This window comes from Nonomuraea sp. NPDC049655, from assembly GCF_044465465.1.
Taxonomy (GTDB): Bacteria; Actinomycetota; Actinomycetes; order Streptosporangiales; family Streptosporangiaceae; genus Nonomuraea.
Genome location: NZ_JBITLS010000020.1, coordinates 105,913 through 129,254 on the forward strand (window position 1 = coordinate 105,913; position 23,342 = coordinate 129,254).

Here is a 23,342-nt window from a genome sequence, read left to right on the forward strand (position 1 = left end):
CGACAGCGTGATCACCGACGGCGGCGGCCAGGTCGTCGAGAAGCTCGCCCCCGACTGCGCGGCCAGCCGCCACCCGGCCTTCTGCCGCCGGGTGCACGACGAGCTGACCGCGATCGATCCGCGGCTGCTCACCCGCGGCGGCCTGGTCGTGGCCACCGCGCTCGACCCGCGGGCGCAGCAGGCGGCGCAACGGGCCGTCGCTCGCGGCGGCGCTGTCGGGCGGCTTCCGTTACGACGACGGCTTCCCCCGCGCCCGCTCCTTCCAGGCCACCGGCTACAACTCCTTCACCAACTGCAAGGGCGAGAACGTCGGCGACCCCACCCACACGGTCATCGGCCCCGGCGGCGAGGACGGCGGCGCGTTCACCACCCTGCGTTCGGCCGCCCGCGCCGTGCCGAACCCCTTCTTCCTGCGGCTGGAGGAGCGGGTCGGCCTCTGCCAGACCGTGCGCACGGCGCAGCGGCTCGGCCTCGCCCGCCGCGACGGGACACCGCTGCGGGAGTACGAGACCTTCACGCTCGGCATCAACGAGGCGGACACCGTCACCGTCGCCGCCACCTACGCCACCCTGGCCGCCCACGGCCTGCGCTGCGCGCCGAGGGCGGTCAAGGAGGTCCGCGAGGGCTCCGGCAAGGTGCTGCACGCCCTCGCCCCCCGGTGCGAGCAGGTTCTGGACGCGGCCGTCGCCGACGCGGTGACCGGCCTGCTGCGGACCGGCGGCCTCGGCCGGCCCACGCTCACCGGCCTGACCGTCGGCGGCCGCCGCTACGACACCATGGACGGCGCCACCGTCCCCGGCCCCATCTGGCGGGCCTCGATGGCCGGGGCGCTGCGCGGGACGCCGGCGTCGCGCTTCCCCGAGCCGGACGAAGCCCGCTTCGGCGGCTGCCGGCTGGCCTGCCCGCAGTAAGACGTCAGCGCGCTCCCAGCAGCTCGGCCAGCCGGTCCATGGACTGGGCGCCGCCCTTGGGGCCGTCGGCGCGGACGATGGCGTCGCGCGCCTCGACGGACGGGTGCACCGACCGGGCCACGTACCGGGTACGGCCGCCGGCCTCCTCCAGCCGGACGGTCTCCAGGGCCACCTCGCCGGGCGTGCCCTCGAACTCCCACGTGCGCACGTACCGCTCCGGCGGCACGACCGCGTGGTAGACGCCGCCGAAGGCGTACTCCCGGCCGCCGGCGTCGGTGTTGACGAAGCGCCACCGGCCGCCCGGCGCGACCTCCATGGCGTCCACCCGGGTGTCCAGCCAGTGGGGGCCCCACCAGCGCGGGATGAGCGCCGGGTCGGTCACGACCCGGAAGACGACGTCCCTGGGGGCGTCGAAGGTCCGGATCATGATGATGTCCTGGCGGCCGGGTTCGATGACGAATTCGGTCTCAGCCATGGTCACGTCCTTCCTCGCTGCGCCGGAGCTTCCTGATCTCCTGGTCGAGCCGGTCGAAGCTGCCGGTCCAGCGTTCGCGGTAGCGGTCGATCCACGCGGAGGCGCCCTCCAGCGGCGCCGTCTCCAGGCGGCACGGCCGCCACTGGGCGTCGCGTCCGCGGCTGATCAGCCCGGCCCGCTCCAGCACCTTCAGGTGCTTGGACACGGCCTGCAGGCTCATCTCGAAGGGCTCGGCCAGCTCGTTGACCGTCGCCTCGCCGTCGGCCAGCCGGGCGAGGATGGCCCGCCGGGTGGGGTCGGCCAGGGCGGCGAAGGTGAGGCTGAGCTGGTCGTCGGGCATCGGTGCGTACGTTCCTTCCTGGGCGGTGCCGACCCTAATGGTCCACGATCGCGCCGCAGGAGACGTTCACGGTCGCCGACGTCATGGTCCGGGCCCGGTCGGAGGCGACGAACGCCGCCACCTCGCCCACGTCGGCAAGGGTGGCGAGCCGGCCGAGCAGGGTGGGCTCGCGCAGCTCCGCCTCCAGCGCGGCCTTGCCCGGGAACGAGTCGGGGATGCTCTCCGGCACGCCGCCGGTGATCAGGGTGACCACGCGCACGCCCTGCGCCCCGGCCTCGCACGCCCACTGGCGGCGGATGCCCTCCATGGTGTCCAGCGACACCTTGAACCCGCCCAGCCCCGGCTGCGTCTGCGGGCCGCCGCCGCCGAACAGCAGGACGACCCCCGAACCGGCCATGTGCCGCACGGCGGCCCTGATGGTGAGGAACTGGGTGCGCGCGGCGACCTGGATCGGCCGCAGGAAGTCCTCGACGGAGATCTCGGCCAGCGGGCGCTGCACGTCCTGGACGGAGACGGCGTTGAACGAGACGTCGATGCGGCCCTCGCGGGCGGCCACCGAGCCGGTGAACGCGTCGACGGCCTGCTCGTCCAGCGCGTCGACGAGGGCGGTCTCCGCTGTGCCGCCGGCCGCGCGGATGTCGTCGGCGACCTTGTCGAGCGGGGCCCGGGTACGGCCGGCCAGGAAGACGCGGGCGCCCTCGCGGGCGAAGGCGCGGGCCACCGCGCCGCCGATCGAGCCGCCGCCGCCGTAGACCACCGCGACCTTTTCTCGGAGAAGCATCTCTTCCTCCTTGTTCAACCAGTTGGTTTATCAACCTATAGGTTGAATGCGCGACGGTGTCAAGAACTGGACAGTCCTGGAGGCTTCATCCGATCTTGTCAGGACTCCGGGGCGGTGTTACCTCTGGCGGGACGGGCGTCAACCGCCCGTCTTCCGTGCCCAGGAGGAACCGTGTCCACCAGACCCTGGTTACGCAGCGCCGTGATCGCCCTCGCGGTCACCGCCTCTGCCCTGCCCCTGACCGGCGCCGCGCGGGGCGAACCCGGCGGGCAGGCGCCGATCGTCCACGACTTCCAGGCCGAGCAGCACGGCAGGCCGGACCTGGACAACCGGCAGGGCCGCGTCCCGCCGCCCGCCGGGCTCGGCGCGCGGGCCGCCGGCGCGGAGATCCGCTGGAACGCCCTCGGCACCCCCGCCGTCGTCACCGGCGCCGCACCGCTCGCCGAGGGCCTGGGCGAGGATCCGGAACGGGCCGCCCGCGCCTACCTGACCGCCAACGAGCCGCTGTTCGGGCTGTCGGCGGAGGAGGTCGCCGGGCTGGAGAAGGTCGCGGTCAACCCCCTCGGCGCCGGTCACGCCGTGCTCCTGCGCCAGCGGTTCGGCGGGCTGCCGGCGGGGGTGGACGGGCTCGTCGCGGTCGGCGTCGTACGGGGGAAGGTGCGCCACGTGACCTCCTCGCTCGCCCGCGGGCAGGCCGCGCCCCCGGCCGCCGCGATCAGCGAGGCGCGGGCCCTGGAGATCGCGGCCCGCGACGGCGGCGTGGACCTGGCCACGGCGACGACGAAGCAGGTCACGAAGGTGGCCGTGCCCGCGCCCGACGGCGTGCACAGCGCGTACCAGGTGGTCCTGATCGGCGGCGGGAAGGGCGAGGCGGCGGCGTACACCACCCACGTGGACGCGGTCACCGGCGGCATCCTCACCCGCGAGAACCTGGTCGACCACTTCGACCCGGAGAACCCGCGCTGGGCGGCCTTCCCGGCCAGCCCGCCCGGCGACTACTCCGCCACCGACACCCGGCGGACCTGGTGCCTGGCGGCCGGGCCCGGCTGCGACCTCGCCACCGGCGGCGACCCGGCGACCGGCCGCGCCTGGGACGTGGACCACGCCACCGGCACGCCGACCCACACCAGCGCGGGCAACGCCGCCCGGACGTACGAGAACCGCGCGAACGGCGACCCCTTCACCGTCGGCACCCGCGCGAACGCCCCCTCCCCCAACCGCGACTACGTCTATCCGTGGCGCAACACCTGGCACCGGGCCAAGTGCGACCCGGCGACGTTCGACCAGCCGGGCGAGGCGGACCTGGAGGCCGCCATCGCCAACCTCAACGCCATGCACAACCGCATGCACGACTGGTCCTACCGGCTCGGCTTCACCGAGTCCGCCTGGAACATGCAGGTGGACAACGGCGACCGCGGCGGGCTCGGCAACGACCCCGAGCTGGGCAACGCCCAGGCCGGGGCGCGCGTGGCGTCGGTACGCGACAACGCCAACCAGATCACCGGCCCCGACGGCCTCGCCCCGATCACCAACATGTACCTGTGGCAGCCGATCGCCGGCTCGTTCTACTCCCCCTGCGTGGACGGCGACTACGACATGTCGGTCATCGGCCACGAGTACAGCCACGCCATCTCCGGCCGCATGATCGCCGGCCCGAACGCCGGCTGGAGCGGCGCGCAGGCGGGCGCCATGAACGAGAGCACCTCCGACCTGTTCGCCATGGAGTACCTGGACGAGTACGGCTTCCGCTCCTCCGGCGCGACCCCGTACGTGATCGGCCCGTACGTCACGGGCGACCGGACGCGCGGCATCCGCAACTACGACATGTCCAGGTCGCCGCTGAACTACAGCGACCTCGCCTACGACCTGGTCGGCACGCAGGTGCACGCCGACGGCGAGATCTGGACCGCCACCCAGTTCGACGTCCGCGAGGCGTTCGTCAAGCGGTACGGCAAGGGCACGCCGGCCCGGCAGCGCGACTGCGCCGACGGCAAGGTGGCGGTGGACCGGTGTCCGGGCAACCGGCGGTGGGCGCAGCTCTCGTACGACGCCCTGCTGCTGATGGCCTCCGGCGCGGTCAGCTACGTCGACCACCGGGACGCGATCCTGGCCGCCGACGCCATCCGCTTCGACGGCGCGAACCAGGACATCCTGTGGCGGGCGTTCGCCGAGCACGGCCTGGGCAAGGGCGCGGCCAGCAACGGACCGAACGACCCCGACCCGACGCCGAGCTTCGTCGACCCGGCGGGCCGCAACGGCTCGCTCCAGCTCAAGCCGCTCGGCGAGGCCAGGGACGCGGCCCTGCGGCTCTACGTGGGCGACTACGAGGGCCGCGCGGTGCCGGTCGCCGACACCGATCCGGCCACGCCGCTGGGCGACACCGTCGAGATGACGCCGGGCACGTACCGGTTCGTGGTGGCGGGCGCCGGGTTCGGGCACGCGCGGCTGACGTTCCCGGTGGTGGCCGGGGCCAGGCTGCCGCTGCCGCTGCCGCTGCCGCGCAACCTCGCCTCGGCCGCGGCGGGCGCGACGGCCGCCGGCGACGGCGTCAACCAGGCCCGGCTGATCGACGACACCGAGGCCACGAACTGGGCCTCGCGCACCGGCGCGCCGGCCGGCCGGTCGGTCACCGTGGACCTGGCGGGCGACCGTCCGGTCACGGTGCGCAGGGTCCAGGTGAGCGCGATGCTCCGGCCCGACGTCGGGGACGCCGCCGATCCGGGCGGGCAGAACAGGTTCTCGGCGCTGCGCGCGTTCGAGGTGCTGGCCTGCGCCGCGAACTGCGCCGACCCGGCGAGCTTCAGGAAGGTCTACACCAGCCCGGCGGACGCCTTCGACGCCACGCTGCCCCGGCCGCGCGGCGCGGACCTGCTGGTGCGCTCCTTCCGGGTGCCGCCGACCAGCGCCACCCACCTGATGCTGCGGGTGGTCAGCAGCCAGTGCACCGGCAACCCGCGCTACGCGGGCGAGCAGGACGCCGACCCCGGCTCCGCGACCGACTGCGCCACGGCGAGCCCGGCGCGCGAGCAGGTGCGGGCGGCGGAGTTCCAGGCGTACGCCCACTGACCCGCCGGCGGGCCGCCCGGCCCGCCCCTCCCAGGGGTGGGCCGGGTGGTCAGAACGGGTAGTGGGCCTGTTCGGTCGCCAGGGTGATCCAGCGGGTGTTGCTGAACGCCTCCAGGCCCCACCGGCCGCCGAACCGGCCGTAGCCGGAGGAGCCGGCCCCGCCGAACGGCGCCTGCGGCTCGTCGCCCACGGACTGGTCGTTGACGTGCACGATGCCGGTCCGCAGGCGGCGGGCCACGCGCAGGCCGTGGGTGCCGTTCTCGGTGATGATCCCGGCGGTCAGGCCGTGCTCGGTGTCGTTGGCCAGGGCCACGGCCTCGTCGTCGGTGGCGAAGGTGCCGACCACGCACACCGGGCCGAACGCCTCGCCGTAGTACAGACGGGCATGTTTGGGCACATCGGCCAGCACCGTCGCCGGGTGCACCGCGCCGTCGGGCTCGCCGCCACCGGCCAGCACCGTCGCGCCCTCGGCGACCGCGTCGGCGACCAGCCCGGCCACCCGGCGGGCGGCGTCCGCGCTGACCAGCGGCCCGATCACGGTCTCCGGCCGGGACGGGTCGCCGGCGGGCAGCGCGCGCACCTTGTCGGCGAACCGGCGGCCGAACTCCTCGGCCAGCGACTCGTGCACCAGCACGCGGTCGCCCGACATGCAGATCTGGCCCGCGTTCATGTAGACGCCGAACGCGGCGGCGTCGACGGCGTGGCCGAGGTCGGCGTCGTCCAGGACGATGATGGCGTTCTTGCCGCCCAGCTCCAGCAGGGCGGGCTTGAGGTGGCGGGCGGCGTGGGTGCCGACGATCCGGCCGACCTCGGTGGAGCCGGTGAAGTTGACCGCGCGGACGCGGGGGTCGGCGATGAGCGCCTCGGCGACCACGGCGGCGTCGGCCGGGTCGTTGGTGACCACGTTGAGCACGCCCGCGGGCAGCCCGGCCTCGTGCAGCAGGTCGGCGACGAACAGGCCGCACGCGATGGGGGCGTCCTCGCTGGGCTTCATGACGACGGTGTTGCCCGCGGCCAGGGCGGCGGCCACCGAGCGCACGCCGAGGATGATCGGCGCGTTCCACGGCGAGAAGGCGGCCACCACGCCGAGCGGCTCGCGCACGGCCAGGCCGAGCACGCCCTCCTCCTGCGCGGTGAGCACCTCGCCGCGCGGCGCGGTGATCGCGGCGGCGGCCTCGCGCAGCATGTTCGCGGCCAGCCCGACGTTGAACAGCGCCCACGGGCGGGTGCCGCCGACCTCGGCGGCCATCAGCGCCACGGCCTGCTCGCCGCGCTCCTGGAGCAGGTCGGCGGCCTTGAGGAAGATCGCCCGGCGGGCGAACGGGCTGGTGGCGGCCCAGCCGTCGAAGGCGGCCTGCGCCGCGTCCACGGCCGAGGTGACGTCCTCGACGCCCGCGGCGGCCACGGTCGCGTACACCTCGCCGGTGTAGGGGGCCAGGTCGGGCGTCGTACGGCCGCTCTGGGCGGGGACGTTCTTGCCGCCGATCAGCAGGTCACGGGTGATGGTCATGCGGACTCCCCTGATATCTCGGTAAGGACGCGCTGGGCGACGGCGAACGCCGCGTTGGCGGCCGGCACCCCGCAGTAGATCGCGCTCTGCAGCAGCACCTCGCCGATCTCGTCGGCCGTCAGCCCGTTGCGCACGGCGGCGCGGACGTGCATGGCCAGCTCGTCGAGGTGCCCGTGCGCGACCAGCGCGGTGAGGGTGACGCAGCTCCTGGTGCGCCGGTCGAGGCCGGGCCTGGTCCAGATCTCCCCCCAGGCGTAGCGCGTGATGAGGTCCTGGAAGTCCCTGGTGAAGGCGGTGGTGCGGGCGACGGCCCGGTCGACGTGGGCGTCCCCGAGCACTTCGCGGCGCACCCGCATGCCGGGGGCGGCGGGCAGGTGGGCGAGCAGCGCGGCGGTGACCCGTTCGGGCTGGTCGACGCCGGCCAGGTGGGCCGCTCCCGGCACCTCCACGAGCGTCGCGCCGGGGATGCCGTCGGCCAGCTCCCTGGCGTGCGCGGGCGGCGTGGCCGGGTCGTCGCGGCCGCCCAGGACCAGCGTCGGGACGGCGATGCCGGGCAGCTCGGCGCGCAGGTCGTAGCCGGCCAAGGCGTCGCAGCAGGCGGCGTAGCCGGCGGGGTCGGCGGCGGCGAGGTCGTCGAGCAGCGCCGGGTCGCCCGGCCCGGCGAACCAGCGCTTGGCCGTGGGCTCCAGCAGCGGCGCGGTGCCGTGCTCACGGACCAGCGCGGCCCGCTCGCGCCAGCCGTCCGGCTCGCCGAAGCGGGCCGAGGAGCAGATCATCGCCAGGGACAGCAGGCGTCCGGGGTGGCGCAGGGCCAGGGTGGCGCCGATCGCGCCGCCGATGGAGATGCCGGCGTAGTGGAAGGCGTCCAGGCCCAGGTCGTCGGCCAGGTCCAGGACGAGCCCGGCCAGGCCGTCGATCGTGGACACGCCGGACGACGGGGAGCCGCCGTGTCCCGGCAGGTCGAAGCGGACCACGCGGAACCTGCGGGCCAGCGCGGCGACCTGCGGCTCCCACACCCGGGTCGAGGTGCCGACCGACGGGCCGAGGACGATCGGCTCGGCGTGTTCCGGGCCGTCCACCCGGTGCTGCAACAACGTCACTTCTCCTCCAGCGCCCGCTTGACCAGGGCGGCGGCGGCGCCGGGCGGTCCGGCGACGGTCATGGCGGCGCGCATGCGCCCGGGATCGACCCGCAGGCCGGCGACCAGTTCCGCGGCGTCGCGGGCGGCGCCGGCGACCAGGCGCAGCGCCTCGCGCAGCGGCTGCCATTCGGCGTGCCAGGCGCCGGGCGGGCGCTCGTCCTCGGCGGCGAGCGAGGCGTACAGGACGGCGGCCAGGGCGGGCACCTGGCGGGCCGCCGCGGCGATCATCGTGGCCCGCACGGGGTTGTGCTTGTGCGGCATCGACGACGAACCGCCGCCGACGCCCTCGGACACCTCGCCGATCTCGGTCCGCGACATCACCAGCACGTCGGCGGCCGGCTTGCCCAGCGCGCCCGCGGTGAACGCCAGCGCCCCGGCCAGGTCGGCGACGGGGGTGCGCAGCACGTGCCAGGGCAGCGCGGGCGCGGCCAGCCCCAGCTCGGCGGCGAACCGGCCGGCCACCTCCAGCGCCCCTGCGCCTCCGTCGTCCGGGTCAGGGGCGGTGAACCGGTCGAGGGTGCCGGCGGGGCCGCCGAGCTGGGCGGGAAGCGCTTCGCGGACGACTCGGAGGCGGTCGCGGGCGTCGAGGGCCAGCTTCCGCCAGCCCGCCGCCTTGAGCCCGAACGTGGTGGGCACGGCCTGCTGGGTGAGCGTGCGGGCGGCCATGACGGTGTCGCGATGGTCCCACGCCAGCGTGGCCAGCCCGGCGGCCACCCGGTCGAGGTCGTCCAGGACCGGCCCGAGCGCCCGGTGGGCGACCAGCATGAGCGCGGTGTCGAGGATGTCCTGGCTGGTCGCGCCCGCGTGCACGTGCTCCGCGTACGGCCCGGCGGCGGCGCGCAGGTCGTCCACCAGCGGGATGACCGGATTGCCGCCCGAACGGGCCCGCGCGGCCAGGCCGGCCGGGTCGAACAGCTCGGCGCGGGCCGCGGCGGTCACGGCGTCGGCCGCCTCCCGCGGCGCGCGCCCGAGCGCGGCCAGCACCCGGGTGAGCGCGGCCTCCGCGTCGAGCATGGCCTGCAGGACCGCCACGTCGCCGGTCGCCTCGACCCCGCCGCGCATGGGCGCGAGCAGCCCGAAGTCGCCCAGGGCGCCCGCGGAGGACGCGCCCGGGTTCCCGCCGCCGGGGTCAGCCGAAGTCAAGGAAGACCGTCTCCTTCTCGCCCTGAAGATGGATGTCGAAGCGGTGGACGCCCTCCCGCTCCTCGACCGCGACCAGCGTGCGCGCCCGGTCGGGCGGCAGCGAGTCGAGGAAGGCGTCGGGTCGCAGGTAGATGCGGGTGAACAGGTGGTGGAGCAGGCCGCGGGCGAACACGCACACGCTGATGTACCCGTTGCCCGGCTCGACCGTGCGCAGGGTCCAGTGGCCGTCGGCGTCGGTGGGGACGCGGCCGAACCCGGTGAAGTCGACGCCGTGCCGGCCGATGACCGCGCCGTTGACCGGGTCGCGGCGCAGCGAGCCGGGCGCGCCCGACAGGTCGCCCGTGGGGTCGGCCTGCCAGAACTCCAGCAGCGCGTCGGGGATCGGGTCGCCGGCGCCGTCGTAGACGCGGCCGTGCACGGTGATGCCGCCGGTGGCCAGGTCGCCGCCGCCGGGGAAGGGCAGCGCGTAGCCGTAGAACGGGCCGACCGTCTGCGAGGGGGTGGGGTTCATCGGCCTTCCTCCATCCAGGTCGCGGCGGGCCCGTCGAGCACGATGTCCCACCGGTAGCCGAGCGACCACTCGGGCTTGGACAGGTCGTGCGCGTAGGTGGAGACCAGTCGCTGGCGGGCGCCGTCGTCGGTGACCGACTGCAGGATCGGGTCGTAGGGGAACAGCGGGTCGCCGGGGAAGTACATCTGGGTCACCAGCCGCTGGGCGAAGGCCGTGCCGAACAGCGAGAAGTGGATGTGCGCGGGCCGCCAGGCGTTGAGGTGGTTGCGCCAGGGGTAGGGGCCGGGCTTGATCGTGGTGAAGTGGTAGCGGCCGTCGTCGTCGGTCAGGCAGCGGCCGACGCCGGAGAAGTTGGGGTCGAGCGGCGCGGGGTGGTCGTCGCGCTGGTGCAGGTAGCGGCCGGCGGAGTTGGCCTGCCAGATCTCCACGAGCTGACCGCGTACGGGCCGGCCCTGGCGGTCGAGCACCCGGCCGGTCACGGTGATCCGCTCGCCCAGCGGCTCGCCGAGGTGCTGCCGGGTCAGGTCGGAGTCGAGGGCGGTCACGTCCGTGACGCCGAACACCGGGCCGGACAGCTCGCTCGCCTCCGGGTCCTTCAGCGCGACCAGCGGCTGCTTGGGGTGGCGCAGCAGGGTGCTGCGGTAGGGGGCGTAGTCGCGCGCGGGGTGGTCGGCGGGCCGCTCGCCGCGGGACTCGCTCAGCGCGGCGATCTCGCGGTCGATGTCGGCCTGCGTGAGGGGTTCGGACATGGACGCTACCTTTCGAGTACGACGGCCAGCCCCTGGCCGACGCCGATGCAGAGGGAGGCGAGCCCGACGCCCGAGCCGGCCGCGGCCAGCCGGTGGGCCACGGCGCCGGTGACGCGGGCCCCGGAGGCGCCGAGCGGGTGGCCGATCGCGATCGCGCCGCCGTCGGGGTTGACCAGGGCGGGGTCGAGCTCGGGCAGCTCGGCCAGGCAGCCCAGCACCTGCGCGGCGAACGCCTCGTTCAGCTCGACGGTGGACAGGTCGCCGAAGCCCTTGCCGGCCTTGGCCAGCGCCTTGCGCACGGCCTCGACCGGGCCGAGCCCGAAGTAGCGCGGCTCCAGCGCGCTCGCGGCGCTCGCGGTGAGGCGGGCCAGCGGCTCGCGGCCGCGCAGCCCCTCCTCGTCGGTCAGCAGCAGCGCCGCCGCGCCGTCGTTCAGCGGGGAGGAGTTGCCGGCCGTGACCGTGCCGCCGTCCCTCCTGAACACCGGCTTGAGCCGGGCCAGCGCCTCGGCCGAGGTGTCGTCGCGGATGCCCTCGTCCCTGGTCAGGCCGGCGATCGGGACGATCTCGCGGTCGAGGGCCGCCTTGGCCGCCTTCCGGTGGCTGCCCAGCGCGTACGCGTCCTGCTCCTCGCGGGTGATGCCGTGCTTGTCGGCGATCAGCTCGGCGCCCTCGCCGAGCGCGACCGTGTGCTCGGCGGGCATCCTCGGGTTGACCAGCCGCCAGCCGAGCGTCGTGGAGACCAGTTCCCCGCCGCCCGCCGGGAAGGCGCGGTCGGGCTTGGGCAGCACCCAGGGCGCGCGGGTCATCGACTCCACGCCGCCCGCGATCACCGCCGAGGCGTCGCCGACCGCGATCGCCCGGTACGCCTGGATGATCGCCTCCATGCCGGAGCCGCACAGCCGGTTGACGGTGGCGCCGGGCGTGGTGACCGGCAGCCCGGCCAGCAGCGCGGCCATGCGGGCGACGTTGCGGTTCTCCTCGCCCGCGCCGTTGGCGTTGCCCAGGACCACCTCGTCGGCGCTCTCCTGGCCGGTCCGCTCGACCAGCGCCGCGACGACGTGCGCGGCCAGGTCGTCGGGGCGCACCTTGGCCAGCGCGCCGCCGTGGCGGCCGAACGGCGTGCGGACGGCGTCGACGATGTAGACGTCCTTCATGCGGTGACCTCCGCGTCGGTACGGTTGCGCAGCTCGTCCAGGCCCACGCCCGGCGCGCTCTCGACCAGGGCCAGCCCCTGCTCGGTGACGTCGAGGACGCCGAGGTCGGTGATGATCCGGTGCACGCATCGCCGGCCCGTCAGGGGCAGCGAGCACTCCTCGACGATCTTGGGTGAGCCGTCCTTGGCGTTGTGTTCCATGATCACGATGACCTTGCGCGCGCCGTGCACCAGGTCCATGGCCCCGCCCATGCCCTTGACCAGCTTGCCGGGGACCATCCAGTTGGCCAGGTCGCCGCGGGCCGAGACCTGCATCGCGCCGAGCACGGCCACGTCGATGTGGCCCCCTCGGATCATGCCGAACGACAGCGAGGAGTCGAAGAACGACGCGCCGGGGAGCACGGTGACCGTCTCCTTGCCCGCGTTGATCAGGTCGGGGTCGACGTCGGCGGGCGCGGGGTAGGGGCCGACGCCGAGGATGCCGTTCTCGGAGTGGAGGACCACGTCGACGCCCGGCGGCAGGAACGACGGGATGCGGGTGGGCAGGCCGATGCCGAGGTTGACGTAGTCGCCGTCGCGCAGCTCGGCCGCCGCCCGCGCGACCATCTGGTCACGGGTCCAGCTCATTCGGTGACTGTCCCTCCTGCCGGAGGCGGGGCAATCGTACGCCTCTCGATGCCCTTGTCGGCGGCCTGCTCGGGGGTGAGCGGGAGCACGCGTTGCACGAACACGCCGGGCAGGTGGACCTCGTCGGGGTCGATGTGCTCGGCCAGCTCCTCGACCTCGGCGACGGTGACGCGCCCGGCCATGGCGGCCAGCGGGTTGAAGTTCCTGGCGGCGCGGTGGAAGACCAGGTTGCCGGACCGGTCGCCCCTGGCCGCCCGGACCAGCGCGAAGTCGGTGCGGATGCCGTGCTCCAGGACGTACTCCCGGCCGTCGAACTCGCGCACCTCCTTCGGCGGCGAGGCGACGGCGACGGTGCCGTCGGGGTGGTGGCGCAGCGGCAGGCCGCCGTCGGCGACGGGGGTGCCGACCCCGGCCGGGGTGTAGAAGGCGGGGATGCCGCTGCCGCCGGCCCGCAGCCGCTCGGCCAGGCTGCCCTGCGGGGTCAGCTCGACCTCCAGGTCACCGCCGAGGTACTGCCGGGCGAACTCCTTGTTGTCGCCGATGTAGGAGGCGGTCACGCGGGCGATGCGCCCGGCGGCCAGCAGGATGCCGAGGCCGCCGCCGTCGACGCCGCAGTTGTTGGACACGACGCCGATGCCGGTCACGCCGGTGTCGTAGAGGGCCTGGATCAGCACGTTGGGGATGCCGCTGAGCCCGAAGCCGCCGACCGCGAACGACGCGCCGTCCCGCACTCCGGCCAGCGCCTCCGCGGCCGTCGCGACCACCTTGTCTCTCCGCACGACGCTCCGTTCAGCCGAGGATGTCCGCCGAGTGCCCGCCCGAGGGTGTTCGCTCTGCGAACTTTAGTTCACTATTATGAGTTCGAGTATCTGTAACCGGGGCGTTCCTGTCAAAGCCCCCACCTGGACGAGGAGTCGCCGATGGAACCGGCCGGGACCCTGGAGCGCGGCCTGGCCGTGCTGCGCGTGCTGGCCGCCGACCCCGGGCGGCCCATGCGCGCGACCGACCTCGTCCGCGCCACCGGGCTGGCCAGGTCCACGGTCGACCGCGTGCTGGCCACGCTCGTGCACCTCGGCCACCTGCGGGCCGAGGGCCGCGACGTGCTGCTCGCGCCGCCGCTGATGGAGCTGGGCGCGGCCTACCTGGCCTGCGACGGCCTCCAGGAGAGCCTGTCGCCCCTGGCCGAGCGGCTGGCCGCCGAGCTGGAGGAGTCGGTCTCGCTGGCCGTGCCCGACGGCGACGGCGTGCGCTTCGTCGGCCAGTTCACCCGGCGGCGGACGATGTCGGTGGCCTTCCGGGTGGGCGACCTGCTGCCCGCCGGGCGGTGCGCGGCCGGGCTGGCCCTGCTCGACCCCGCCGCGCCGTGGGCCGAGGACGACCAGCTCATCGAGCCGGGGCTGATCGCGGTCGCGCTGCCCGTCCGCGACCCCGGCGGCACGGCGGTCTGCGCGGTCAGCGTGGTCAGCCACACCAGCAGGCACACGGTGGCGGGGTTGCGCGAGCACGCCCTGCCCCGCCTGCGCGCGACGGTGGCGGACATGGAGGCCGTCCTGGCGGCCCAGGCCGCCCGCCCCCGGGAGCCGCGCCGCGCGCCCGCCGGGCTGGACGGTTCGCGGGCCGTCAAGGAGGAGCTGGGCATGGGCTATCTGCAGTCGCTCGCCCGCGGCCTGGCCGTGCTGGTCTCGCTCGGGTCGGCGCGCGGCGGCTGCACGCTGGCGGAGTCCGCCAGGGTGACCGGCCTGCCCCGGGCCACCGTCCGGCGCGCGGTGCAGAGCCTGCAGGGCCTCGGCTACGCCGCCGCCGTGGGCGACCGCCACGTGCTGCTGCCCAAGGTGCTCGAACTGGGCTACGCCCACCTGTCGGGGCGTACGTTCGGCGAGGTGGTCCAGCCGCACCTGGCCGACCTGGTGGCGCGCGTCCGCGAGTCGGCGTCGGTCGCGGTGCTGTCCGGCGACGACGTGCTCTACGTGGCCCGGGTGCCCACGGTCAGCATCATGAGCGTGGACATCACGGTCGGCACCCGCTTCCCGGCGTACGCCACGTCCATGGGCCGGGTGCTGCTGGCCGGGCAGCCCGCCGCGCGGGTGGCCGCCATCGAGCCGAAGCCGCTGTCCCGGCACACGATCACCTCGCCGGACGAGCTGGCCGCGGCCGTGCGGCAGGCCGCCGCCGACGGCTACGCGCTGGTGGACCAGGAGCTGGAGGAGGGCGTGCGGTCGATCGCCGTCCCCGTGCGCGGGCCGGACGGACGCGTGGTGGCGGCGGTCAACGTGGCCACGCACGCCGGCCGGGCCAGCCGCGACCACCTGCTGCGCGACGTGCTGCCCGAGCTCAGGCGGACGGCCGCGCGCATGGAGGCCGACCTCGCGCACACCGGCCGGCTCCCCTGACGGGCCTCCCGGCCACCGACCGGCTCCCTGACGGGCCTCCCGGCTACCGGGTGGCCTCGGCGCGGGCCTCGCTCGGGGTCAGGCCGTACCGGGCGCGGAAGAGGCGGGCGAAGTGGGCCTGGCTGGAGAAGCCCCACCGGTGGGCCACGTCGGCGATCGTGGTCTCCAGCGCGCGCGGCCCGGTCAGCTCGGCGTGCGCCCGGACCAGCCGCCGCTCCACGATGTGCCGGGCGGGCGAGCGGCCGGTGGACTCGAAGATGCGCGCCAGGTGCCGCACGGAGATGCCCATGACCCCGGCCACCTGCGCCGCCCCCAGGCAGGGGTCGTGCAGGTGCCGGTCGATGTAGTCCTCGGCGACGATGAGCTGCGACCGGTAGGCGTCCGGCCCGGGACGCCCGCCCGTGCGCTCCTCGGCGAGCTGCCTGAGCAGGTCGAGCACGGCCCGCTCGGCCTCGGCCGGGTCGGGGGCGGAGCGCAGGGCGGCCAGGCCGCCGATCATCGAGCGCAGCGCGGCCACGAGCACGCCCTCCCGCGCCGTCGCCCTGCCGAACACCATCGGCCCCGGCAGCCCGCCCGCCACGCACGCCTGCGCGAACAGCTCGCGCGGGACGTCCACCAGGATCTGCCGCATCGAGGAGGAGAACCCGAACAGGTACGGCCGGCGCGTGTCGTAGACGACCAGCTCGCCCGCCGTGGCGGCCAGGCAGCCGTTCTCATGCAGGAACACCGCCTCGCCCTTGAGCAGCAGGGTCGCGAACACCGAGTCCTTCGGCGTGGACCTGACGGTCTGCGGGCTGCGCTCGATCGCGTGGGCGTTCCCGGCGATCTCGGCCAGCCGCAGCCCGGCCAGCTCGATGTTGGTCTGCCTGGCCAGCAGGCCGTGCTCGGAGTACGACGTGCACGACAGGCCCACCAGCGCCCTGCGGTTGTAGTCCTCCCAGAAATGGATGCGCTCGGCGGGTTCGACGTGCTCGGTCGTGGCCTGGGAGATCACGGAGACGGCGGCCAAGGCGACCCTCCTCGCGTTCGTGCCGGTCAGGGGACACACAGCTTAGGTGAGATGTCACACAGCCAGATAGCCTCCGTCCACGGGGACGACCGCCCCGGTGACGTACGACGCGGCCGGCGAGCACAGGAACGCCACCACCGAGGCGACCTCGCGCGGCCTGCCCAGCCGCCCGCCGGGGATGCGGGCCAACACCTGGGCCAGGGCCGGCGGGTCGTCGAGCACGCCCCGGGCCAGCGGGGTGACCACGAAGCCGGGGGCGACGGCGTTGACCCTGATGCCGTCGGCGGCGTACTCGGCCGCCAGCGACTTCGTGAGCTGGGAGACGCCGCCCTTGCTGGCGCTGTAGGCGGGCCGGTCCCTGCTGCCGGAGAAGGCGAACATGGAGGAGACGTTCACGATCGCGCCGCCGTGTTCGGCCAGCGCCGGGCGGGCGGCCTGGCAGGCGACCATGGTGGCGGTCAGGTTGACCTCGATGACGCGCTGCCAGCGGGCCAGGTCGTACTCCTCGCGGTCGTGGCTGACGCCCGCGCAGTTGACCAGCGCGTCGAGCGGGTCGCCGGCCGACAGCAGGCGGGCCAGGCCGCCCCGGTCGAGCACGTCGTGCTCCACCACCCGCACCAGCGGGTGCGCGGGCAGCTCGGCCGGGTCGGCGGGCGGCAGGCCGAGCGCGGTCACGGCGGCGCCCAGCTCGGCGAGGAGCACGGCGGTCGCCGCGCCGATGCCGGACGTGCCGCCGGTCACGAACGCGTGCCGCCCGGCGAACAGCCCTGGGGCGAGTCCGTCGGTCACCGGAGCCGCCCCCCGTCCTGAGCGGGTCGTACCAGCACCTTGACCTGGTCCTCGCCGCGCAGCAGCGCCTCGAACCCGTCGCGGACCACGTGCTCCAGCGGGATGGTCGCGGTGACGATCGCGGCCAGGTCCACGCCCTCCTCGGCGACCATGCGGATCAGCTCCGGGTAGGCGTCGCGGTAGCCGACGCTGGTCACGATCGTCTGCTCGTTGTTGACCAGGGCGAAGGCGTCGAGGGAGACCGTGCCGGTCAGCCCGAGGAAGACCACCCGGCCGCCGCGTCTGGTGGCGGCCAGGCAGGCGCGCAGCGTGCCCTCCGAGCCGACGGCCTCGAAGACGACGTCCGCGCCCTCCCCGCCGACCGTCTCGGCCAGCCCGTCGCCCGTCGCCGTCTCGACGCCGAGGCGGCGGGCCAGCTCCAGGCGGGCGGACGAGCGGTCGGCGGCCACCACGCGGCCCGCGCCGGCCCGCGCCGCGAAGCGGGCCACGAGCAGCCCGATCGGGCCGAGCCCGAGGACCGCGACGGTGTCGCCGGCGCGGATCCCGGCCCGCCGCACCGCGTGCAGGGCCACGGCCGCGGGCTCGAACACCGCCGCCTGCTCCAGCGGCACCGACTCGGGCAGCCGGTGCAGCATGTACGCGGGCACCGTCGCCCGTTCGGCCAGCCCGCCGTGCCCCATCAGCCCGGCGAACCCGAAATGGCGGCAGATGTTGTACTCCCCCGCCAGGCAGCGCGGGCAGTTCCCGCACCGGTAGTGCGGCTCCACCGCGACCCGGTCGCCCACGGCCAGGCCGGTCACGCCCGCGCCGAGGCCGGTGACCGTGCCGCAGAACTCGTGGCCGAGGACGAGCGGCGCGCGCACGCCGGACTCCGGATGCGGCTCGCCCACGGGGATCGCGTGCGGGCCGTCGGCGTACTCGTGCAGGTCGCTGCCGCAGATCCCGCAGTACGCGACCGCGATCGCCGCCTCACCGGGGCCGGGCTCGCGCACGGGGACGTCCTCGACCCGCACGTCCTTGGCCCCGTGCCAGACCGCGGCCCTCACGCGGCCGCCCTGCGCAGCACGGCGGGGGCCGTCTCCTTCAGGGCGAAGGCGAGCCCCACCACGACCAGCGCGCCGCCGGCGGCGATGAACATCGCGGCCTGCAACCCCCACTGGTCGGACGCCCAACCGGCGACCATCGGGCCCAGGAAGCCGCCCGCCAGCTCGCCCACGCCCATGATCACGCCGAGGGCGGTGGCCAGCGCGCCGCGCGGCACGGTCTCGGCCGGGATGGTGGCCATGAACAGCGTGAAGCAACCGAGCCCGGTGTAGGTGACGATCATGATCGCGCCGAGCAGCACGGGGCTCTCGACGTAGACCACGGCCAGCGGGCAGAACACCGCGAGCGCGGTGAAGCCGATCAGCGCGGGCTTGCGTCCCAGCCGGTCGGAGATGGCCGGGGTGGCGAAGCCCCAGAGCACCCAGGCCACGCCCAGGCACGTCATGACGCCGCTCATCGTGCCCGGCCCGAAGCCCTTCACCTGGGTCAGGTACGTCGGCGTGAAGGTGATGATGGTGACGAACCAGGTCAGGTAGCAGCAGGCGATGAGCATGCAGACGACGATGTTGCGCAGCTTCAGCACCTCGCCCAGCGGCACCCGCGGCTCCTTGGCGGGCGCCTCGGCCGCCGCCCGCGGCGACCGCTCACGGACGAACTTGGCGATCAGCAGCGCCATCACCAGGCCCGGCACGATCGTGACGTAGAAGGCGACCCGCCAGTCGTAGGTCTCGGCGATCCACACCACGACCAGCGGCGCGAGGATGCCGCCGAGCAGCCCGGCCGACGAGCCCTGCAACAGGCCCATGTTGAAGCCCCTGCGGCGTTCCCGGCTGGCCTCGACCATGAGCGTCTGCGCCATCGGCAGCACGGCGCCCTCGGCCGTGCCCATCAGCGCGCGGGCGGCCAGCAGCCCGGCGAACCCGCCCATCAGCCCGGACGAGGCCGAGAACAGCGAGAACAGCAGCACGGCCACGACCAGGATGGGCTTGCGCCTGCCGAGCGCGTCGGACAGGCGGCCGGCGAACATCCCGGCCAGCGCCCAGGTGAGCGCGAGCACGCCGGACAGCGTGCCCAGCTCGGCGTTGGACAGGCCGAAGTCCTGGTCCATGTACGGCGCCAGGAACGACAGCGCCTGCCGGTCGAAGAAGACGAAGCCGAAGGACAGGAAGAGGATGACGAGAAGGCGGTTCTCGTACCGGTCGGCGGCCCTGGTGTCCGGCGCGGCCGCGATGTCGGTCATGACGCTCTCATTTCGGGGGATGCGGCGGGGCGGCGATCAGCGGAACAGGGAGTTGACGTAGTCGGCGCCGATGCCGACCTTCTCGTAGTGCTCGCGGCACATCTTGATGTAGTCGTGCACGTCGAAGAAGCCGTCGGGGTCGCCGTTCTCGTCCAGCCAGACCAGCGGGCCCTTGACGATGAAGAACGTCTTCATCGGCTCGCCGCTGTCGTAGGCGACCAGCGTGTGGCCCTCGCCCGGGGCCTCGTAGACGAAGTCGCCCGCGGTGGCCGTCCAGGGGCGTTCCAGGTAGCCCCACTTGCCGGAGATCGTGTACGCGAACACCTCGTGCGGGTGGTAGTGCCGGTTGACCAGCCCGGCCTCCTTGGCCCGCAGGATGTCGGCCCAGCTGTTGTCCTTGACGTTGATCCACAGCGGCCGGGAGCCGACGGTCTCGGTGAACGGCACGTAGTACCGGTCGTCGTCGGTGGCCACCTTGGACAGGTACACCTCGGGCAGCGCGTCCGGCCGGAAGGAGTTCTCGATCGGCCGCAGGTCCTTCCAGAACTCGCCGGTGGGGTTGTCGGGCATCTGAACGGCCCCTTTCGTGTCGTGTTCCCGGCAGTGAATCCCGGCCGGACCGACACCGTCTTTCCCCAGGTGGACGTGGCGGCTTGCAGATTCAGGACATGCGGCCGCGCCGCGGTCAGGCGCCGAGGTCGCGCACCACGTTGTCCAGCCGCACGGCGAGGTCGTCGAGGGCCTGCCCGTCCGTCGCGGCGCCGTCGGGGAGCTGGGCCATGACGTCCTCGCGGCTGGCTATCACCAGCCCCCGATGGGCGTCGTCGATCTCCGCGGCCCGCAGCACGACGCAGTCGCCCCGGACGAACACGAGCGTCGCGTCGGCGTGCTCCGACTCCAGCAGCCTGCGGACACAGTCACGGTCGATGAGAGACATCTCGGCTCCTCTTCCCCTCAGCGGGCGTGTACCCCCACAGAAGGGCCGAAACCCCAGGTGGTCGCCCCGGCGTCGCGCTAGCCGAAGGTGGGCGGGCCGCCGTCGTCGCGGGCGCGCCGCCGGGCGAACACCACCAGGTACGCGGCGGCGGCCACCGCCAGGATCGCCGGCGGCAGCGCCAGCGGCAGCCGTCCGGCCAGCACCGCGAGCACCGCCAGCACGACCCCGGCGAGCAGCAGCAGCGCGGCGGCCAGCAGGCGCAGGCCGAGCGCGTTCGACGGCGGCGGCTTGCGCGGCCAGTGCCCCTCGCCGCCGCCGTGCACGCCGGGCACGCCGGTGTCGCTCACCACGCCTGAGCGGCTGATCTCGTCCGGGGGCGGCGGCTCGCGCAGCACCGGAGCGAAGAACTCGTCCTCGGGATCGTCGTCTCGCCGGTTCATGAGGGTGACCCCTACCCAGGATTCCGGCCGCTCCCACGAGTGAACGGCGAGGCACCGGGAAGAGCTGTTGCTGGCGGTAGCGAGCCGCTCACCTGCGCGAACGAGGACTGAGGACATGACGACGACGCCGCATCCAGCATCGGGGGACGAGCAGCGCGAGCACACCCTGCGCGATGCCGTCAGGACGGACATCGAGAGCGTCGAGGAGCCCGCCCGGCTGCTCCGCGTGAGCGCGATGGCCCGCAGCCTGCTGGAGGAGGCCAAGGGGGTGCACCTGGAGGAGCGCGCCAGGGAGCGCATGCACCGCATCTACGAGCAGGCCATCCGGGAGGTCGCCGGGGCGGTCGCGCCCGAGCTGCGCGACGAGCTGGAGCGCCTGCGGCCCACCCCGAACGGCGGGACGCCGACGGAGATGGAGATCCGGGTCATGCAGGGGCAGCTCGTGGGCTGGCTGGAGGGCGTCTTCCAGGGCATCCAGGCCGGGCTCCAGCTGCAGCAGGCCGCCGCCCGCCAGCAGCAGCTCGGCCTGCACGCCGGCCGCGCCCTGCCCCGCCCCGACGGCGTCCGCGCCCAGGGCGACGGCAACTACATGTAGACACCGGGGCCGGGAGCCGTCAGCGGGAGGGGCTCCATTCGGGCCGCCAGCCGGGGCGCAGGCGGTAGCCGTAGGCCAGGTGGCGCAGCGTCTGGCAGGGAGAGCCGGCGGCCTCGCCGCACACCGGGCAGAGGGCGTCCGCGGTGTCCCCGGCCGACAGCGGCGCCGACAGCGGCGGGGTGTGCTCGTTCAGCAACGCCAGTTCGGCGCCGCAGCGGGCGATCGCGTCGGCCGGGTCGTGCAGGGCGATGTGGATCGCCTCGACCGGGTGGAGCAGGTCGTCGTCGTGGAAGCCGACGCGGGTGACCGTCCGCCCGCCGCCGAACTCCAGCCGCCGCGCGCCGCCCGCGCCCTGGCGTACCGGGACGGTGGCCGAGCCGGTAGCCGTGAGGTAGCGCCAGGGCCCGGCGCCCGCCGCCTCCGCGGTGGCCTTGTCGGCCTCGATCTGCGTGCGCAGCCACTGGACCAGCGTGGCGCCGTCGGTCCCGGGGGCGCCCTCGGCGCCCTCCAGCTCGCGCAGGAACGGGGTCACCGCCGCGTTCAGCTCGGCGACGAACGCCTCCAGCGACGCCTGGGCGTCGTCCAGGTTGGGCAGGCCCTCGGCGCGCGGCCGGGTGGGCGTCGGCAGCCGGTCGCCGGACAGGGGGATGCGCAGCTCCAGCGTGCTCAGGGCGGTCGGCGTGCCCTCCGCGCCGGCCGCGTACGGCTGCTCGCCCTGGTGCCGCCAGCTCGACCAGCCGTCCGGCAGCGGGACGGGCGGCGGCGCGGCGAGCTCGACCACGGCCAGCGGGTCGTGGCCGTCCTCGGCCCGGTGGCAGGCCGCGTCCAGGACCCGGGGGTGGGTGCGCACGTACGGCGAGTCGGCGACCGGCCGGGTGGCGACCTCCCAGGCGGCCAGCGCGAAGTGCAGCGGGTCCAGCGTGACACCGCTCGCGCCCGGCTCCCCGCCCGTGGCCGCGAACGCGTGCCGCCACCTGCGTAGCTGTTCGCCGTAGTGCTCCTGCGTCCCGCCGTGCCCGGCGTCGATCCAGAACGCCTGCGTCGCGGTGCGAGCCGTGCTCTTCATGGCAGAACTCCCCTTAAATCCCCTATCGTGCTTTCTGCCCGGTATCGCGGGCGACCAACGCCTCCGGACCGCCCTCCGTTAGCGCTGTGACCTGCGGGGTAGGCCACGGCCAGCGGGAAGTGCGAGCGAGGGGGATTGTGGTCATGCGCACGACTGCTTTTCGGGGCATCAGCTCCTTCAACGGGGAATCGCGGCAACCGGCTCCGCGGCGCATCCAGATCGTGCACACGGAGTCGCGAAGACGGTCGCACCCGTTCGTCGCGGCCGTGCTCGGCGCCTGCGCCGGGGCCGCGGTGACGTACCTGCTGGATCCGGACCGGGGCCGGACGCGCCGCGCCCGCGTGCGGGACAAGGGCTCGCACGCCACCCACGAGGTGCGCGACGGCCTGGGCGTGCTCGGCCGCGACCTGTCCAACAGGGGCCGCGGGTCGGCCGCGGCGGCCAGGTACCGCCTGACCGGCGGCACCGCCGACGACCGCGTCCTGCACGAACGCGTACGCGCCGAACTGGGCCGCCACATCAGCCACCCGCACGCCGTCGAGGTCGACGTGCGCGAGCGCGTCGTGACGCTCTCCGGCGACGTGCTCGCGGGCGAGGACGAGCGCGCCCGCCAGAAGGTGCGCCGCATCCCGGGCGTCAAGCGGGTGGAGACCAACTGGCACGTGCACAGGGACGGCGCCGACGCGCCACGGCTGCAGGGCCAGGGCCGCCGCCGCAAGGCGGTGCCGGAGCTGCTCCAGCAGCGCTGGTCGCCCTCGGCCAGGCTGGTCGCGGGCGGGGCGGCGGCCTCGATCTGGGCGGTCACCGGCAAGCTGCCGAGGCCGCTGTCCTGGCTGACCCGCTGCGCCGCCTCCGCGCTGGCCGTGCGGGCGGCGACGAACCTGCCGCTGCGCCGCCTCACCGGCGTCAACGCCGGTCGCGAGGCGATCGACGTCAACGCGGCCGTCTCGATCGCGGCGCCGGTGGCGGCCGTGTGGCCGCTGGTGAGCGACTACTCGCTGTTCCCGCGCTTCATGCCGGACGTCGAGGAGGTCCGGCTGTCGGCCGACGAGCTGCGCTCCCACTGGGTGATCAGGGGCCCGGCCGGGACGCGCATCCGCTTCACGGCCACCGAGACCAAGCGCGAGGAGGGCGCGGAGATCGCCTGGAAGTCCGGCGACGGCGAGCTCATCGCCCACACCGGCGTGCTGCGCGTGGACGCCCAGGCCGACGGCCGGACGCGCGTCCAGGTGCACCTGTGCTACAACCCCATCGCGGGGGCGGCCGGGCACGCCATCGCCGGGCTGCTCGGCGCGCATCCCGCGCGCAAGCTGCGGCAGGATCTGGTGCGGCTGAAGGAGCACGTCGAGAACCAGGTGCAGCCGACCGCGCCGTCCCTGCTCTGACCGCTCCCCGACCGCTCTCCGGCCGCCGGACGGCCACGCG

The 23,342-nt window shown here is 74.7% G+C and carries 24 protein-coding genes; 5 read left to right on the top strand and 19 right to left on the bottom strand.

Translation table 11 applies throughout. The features are described 5' to 3' along the window. The first annotated feature begins 392 nt into the window (after positions 1-392). Positions 393-911: a hypothetical protein gene (locus ACIBQ6_RS46330; RefSeq protein WP_397219056.1), complete on the top strand. Its 519-nt coding sequence runs from the start codon at positions 393-395 to the stop codon at positions 909-911. Between the two features lie 4 nt (positions 912-915). Here the strand turns inward: ACIBQ6_RS46330 and ACIBQ6_RS46335 are convergent, their stop codons facing one another. The 3 genes from ACIBQ6_RS46335 to ACIBQ6_RS46345 are packed head-to-tail and all read right to left on the bottom strand — an operon-like array spanning position 916 to position 2,507. Then, positions 916-1,386 carry an SRPBCC family protein gene (locus ACIBQ6_RS46335; protein ID WP_397219057.1) on the bottom strand — a complete coding sequence of 157 codons (471 nt, stop codon included), beginning with the start codon at positions 1,384-1,386 and terminating at the stop codon, positions 916-918. Further along, positions 1,379-1,726: an ArsR/SmtB family transcription factor gene (locus tag ACIBQ6_RS46340; protein ID WP_397219058.1), complete on the bottom strand. Its 348-nt coding sequence runs from the start codon at positions 1,724-1,726 to the stop codon at positions 1,379-1,381. Before ACIBQ6_RS46340 ends, ACIBQ6_RS46335 begins: the two co-directional genes overlap by 8 nt. Positions 1,727-1,760: 34 nt before the next feature. Then, on the bottom strand, positions 1,761-2,507 hold the full coding sequence (locus ACIBQ6_RS46345; protein WP_397219060.1) for an SDR family NAD(P)-dependent oxidoreductase: 747 nt from the start codon (positions 2,505-2,507) through the stop codon (positions 1,761-1,763). Positions 2,508-2,678: 171 nt separating this feature from the next. Between ACIBQ6_RS46345 and ACIBQ6_RS46350 the strand changes: the two genes are divergently transcribed. Beyond that, complete coding sequence (locus ACIBQ6_RS46350) at positions 2,679-5,573, top strand: M36 family metallopeptidase (RefSeq protein WP_397219061.1); 2,895 nt, start codon at positions 2,679-2,681, stop codon at positions 5,571-5,573. A 49-nt stretch (positions 5,574-5,622) separates the two neighbouring features. Here the strand turns inward: ACIBQ6_RS46350 and ACIBQ6_RS46355 are convergent, their stop codons facing one another. The 8 genes from ACIBQ6_RS46355 to ACIBQ6_RS46390 are packed head-to-tail and all read right to left on the bottom strand — an operon-like array spanning position 5,623 to position 13,186. Further along, on the bottom strand, positions 5,623-7,083 hold the full coding sequence (locus ACIBQ6_RS46355; RefSeq protein WP_358292533.1) for an aldehyde dehydrogenase family protein: 1,461 nt from the start codon (positions 7,081-7,083) through the stop codon (positions 5,623-5,625). After that, entirely contained in the window at positions 7,080-8,177 is a 1,098-nt protein-coding gene (pcaC, locus tag ACIBQ6_RS46360; RefSeq protein ID WP_397219078.1) for a 4-carboxymuconolactone decarboxylase, read from the bottom strand. The genes ACIBQ6_RS46355 and pcaC overlap by 4 nt, the downstream gene beginning before the upstream one ends. A 2-nt stretch (positions 8,178-8,179) precedes the next feature. Continuing rightward, positions 8,180-9,367, bottom strand: a complete 1,188-nt coding sequence (pcaB, locus tag ACIBQ6_RS46365) for a 3-carboxy-cis,cis-muconate cycloisomerase (RefSeq protein WP_397219062.1) — start codon at positions 9,365-9,367, stop codon at positions 8,180-8,182. After that, positions 9,354-9,878, bottom strand: a complete 525-nt coding sequence (pcaG, locus tag ACIBQ6_RS46370; protein WP_358292527.1) for a protocatechuate 3,4-dioxygenase subunit alpha — start codon at positions 9,876-9,878, stop codon at positions 9,354-9,356. Before pcaG ends, pcaB begins: the two co-directional genes overlap by 14 nt. Further along, positions 9,875-10,627 carry a protocatechuate 3,4-dioxygenase subunit beta gene (gene pcaH, locus ACIBQ6_RS46375; RefSeq protein ID WP_352328074.1) on the bottom strand — a complete coding sequence of 251 codons (753 nt, stop codon included), beginning with the start codon at positions 10,625-10,627 and terminating at the stop codon, positions 9,875-9,877. Before pcaH ends, pcaG begins: the two co-directional genes overlap by 4 nt. Positions 10,628-10,632: 5 nt before the next feature. Then, positions 10,633-11,781, bottom strand: coding sequence for a thiolase family protein (locus ACIBQ6_RS46380; RefSeq protein WP_352328075.1), 1,149 nt, complete (start codon positions 11,779-11,781; stop codon positions 10,633-10,635). Further along, on the bottom strand, positions 11,778-12,407 hold the full coding sequence (locus ACIBQ6_RS46385) for a CoA transferase subunit B (protein WP_352328076.1): 630 nt from the start codon (positions 12,405-12,407) through the stop codon (positions 11,778-11,780). The genes ACIBQ6_RS46380 and ACIBQ6_RS46385 overlap by 4 nt, the downstream gene beginning before the upstream one ends. Further along, on the bottom strand, positions 12,404-13,186 hold the full coding sequence (locus tag ACIBQ6_RS46390) for a CoA transferase subunit A (RefSeq protein ID WP_358292523.1): 783 nt from the start codon (positions 13,184-13,186) through the stop codon (positions 12,404-12,406). Before ACIBQ6_RS46390 ends, ACIBQ6_RS46385 begins: the two co-directional genes overlap by 4 nt. Before the next feature lie 141 nt (positions 13,187-13,327). Between ACIBQ6_RS46390 and ACIBQ6_RS46395 the strand changes: the two genes are divergently transcribed. Beyond that, positions 13,328-14,797 (top strand): IclR family transcriptional regulator C-terminal domain-containing protein, encoded by a 1,470-nt coding sequence (locus ACIBQ6_RS46395; RefSeq protein ID WP_358292520.1) that lies wholly within the window; start codon positions 13,328-13,330, stop codon positions 14,795-14,797. A 43-nt stretch (positions 14,798-14,840) separates the two neighbouring features. Here the strand turns inward: ACIBQ6_RS46395 and ACIBQ6_RS46400 are convergent, their stop codons facing one another. The 7 genes from ACIBQ6_RS46400 to ACIBQ6_RS46430 all read right to left on the bottom strand — a co-directional run bounded on the left by ACIBQ6_RS46400 (position 14,841) and on the right by ACIBQ6_RS46430 (position 20,256). Continuing rightward, on the bottom strand, positions 14,841-15,806 hold the full coding sequence (locus ACIBQ6_RS46400) for a helix-turn-helix domain-containing protein (protein ID WP_397219064.1): 966 nt from the start codon (positions 15,804-15,806) through the stop codon (positions 14,841-14,843). A gap of 54 nt (positions 15,807-15,860) precedes the next feature. Continuing rightward, positions 15,861-16,595: an SDR family NAD(P)-dependent oxidoreductase gene (locus ACIBQ6_RS46405; protein WP_364336828.1), complete on the bottom strand. Its 735-nt coding sequence runs from the start codon at positions 16,593-16,595 to the stop codon at positions 15,861-15,863. Next, on the bottom strand, positions 16,592-17,641 hold the full coding sequence (locus ACIBQ6_RS46410) for a 2,3-butanediol dehydrogenase (protein WP_397219065.1): 1,050 nt from the start codon (positions 17,639-17,641) through the stop codon (positions 16,592-16,594). The genes ACIBQ6_RS46405 and ACIBQ6_RS46410 overlap by 4 nt, the downstream gene beginning before the upstream one ends. Then, positions 17,638-18,879: an MFS transporter gene (locus tag ACIBQ6_RS46415; RefSeq protein WP_397219066.1), complete on the bottom strand. Its 1,242-nt coding sequence runs from the start codon at positions 18,877-18,879 to the stop codon at positions 17,638-17,640. Before ACIBQ6_RS46415 ends, ACIBQ6_RS46410 begins: the two co-directional genes overlap by 4 nt. 36 nt (positions 18,880-18,915) lie before the next feature. Further along, entirely contained in the window at positions 18,916-19,449 is a 534-nt protein-coding gene (locus tag ACIBQ6_RS46420) for a 2,4'-dihydroxyacetophenone dioxygenase family protein (protein WP_352324601.1), read from the bottom strand. A gap of 115 nt (positions 19,450-19,564) precedes the next feature. Beyond that, entirely contained in the window at positions 19,565-19,816 is a 252-nt protein-coding gene (locus ACIBQ6_RS46425; RefSeq protein ID WP_352352674.1) for a hypothetical protein, read from the bottom strand. 77 nt (positions 19,817-19,893) lie between these two features. Beyond that, the gene (locus ACIBQ6_RS46430) at positions 19,894-20,256 is read right to left on the bottom strand and encodes a hypothetical protein (protein ID WP_364336820.1); all 363 of its coding nucleotides are present in this window, start codon (positions 20,254-20,256) and stop codon (positions 19,894-19,896) included. Between the two features lie 115 nt (positions 20,257-20,371). Here ACIBQ6_RS46430 and ACIBQ6_RS46435 point away from each other — a divergent pair, with 115 nt between their 5' ends. After that, positions 20,372-20,851 (top strand): proteasome activator, encoded by a 480-nt coding sequence (locus ACIBQ6_RS46435; RefSeq protein ID WP_358292506.1) that lies wholly within the window; start codon positions 20,372-20,374, stop codon positions 20,849-20,851. 19 nt (positions 20,852-20,870) lie between these two features. On the opposite strand, the gene ACIBQ6_RS46440 is transcribed toward ACIBQ6_RS46435, so the two are convergent. Next, positions 20,871-21,917, bottom strand: a complete 1,047-nt coding sequence (locus tag ACIBQ6_RS46440) for a DUF6221 family protein (protein WP_397219067.1) — start codon at positions 21,915-21,917, stop codon at positions 20,871-20,873. A 221-nt stretch (positions 21,918-22,138) separates the two neighbouring features. Here ACIBQ6_RS46440 and ACIBQ6_RS46445 point away from each other — a divergent pair, with 221 nt between their 5' ends. Then, positions 22,139-23,302 (top strand): SRPBCC family protein, encoded by a 1,164-nt coding sequence (locus ACIBQ6_RS46445; RefSeq protein ID WP_397219068.1) that lies wholly within the window; start codon positions 22,139-22,141, stop codon positions 23,300-23,302. The last annotated feature ends 40 nt before the right edge of the window (positions 23,303-23,342 follow it).